Source organism: Bacillus sp. AF62 (genome assembly GCF_050312695.1).
GTDB classification, from domain to species: Bacteria; Bacillota; Bacilli; order Bacillales; family Bacillaceae_G; genus Bacillus_A; species Bacillus_A cereus.
In genome coordinates, this window is the sequence record NZ_JBNPJZ010000281.1 from 1 (window position 1) to 316 (window position 316).

Below are 316 nucleotides of genomic sequence, written 5' to 3' on the forward strand. Positions count from 1 at the left end.
AACCCCACGCTTACTCCGGTTGTAAGATCTGCAAAAACAGTTAATAAGAATGTCAATATAAGTACCAGGGTGTCCCCCGTTTTGGTTTTCAGAATATGAATAAATTCATGCTTCTCACTCATATTCCAAGCAACCACCATTAAAATTGGTGCCATACTAGCCAGTGGAATATGAAAAGCAAGTGGAGACAAAAATAATAATACTAGTAATACCACCATTCCGTGTATCATGCCTGATATGGGGGAAGTCGCCCCATTTTTAATATTCGTTGCGGTTCGAGCGATGGCACCCGTCGCAGGAATACCGCCAAATAAGG

1 protein-coding gene is annotated in these 316 nt (G+C 41.8%); it reads right to left on the bottom strand.

Annotated elements, in window-relative coordinates:
- Positions 1-316, bottom strand: a 316-nt coding sequence (locus ACQRBL_RS32750) for a SulP family inorganic anion transporter (RefSeq protein ID WP_427736483.1), incomplete at both ends; no start/stop codon positions are given.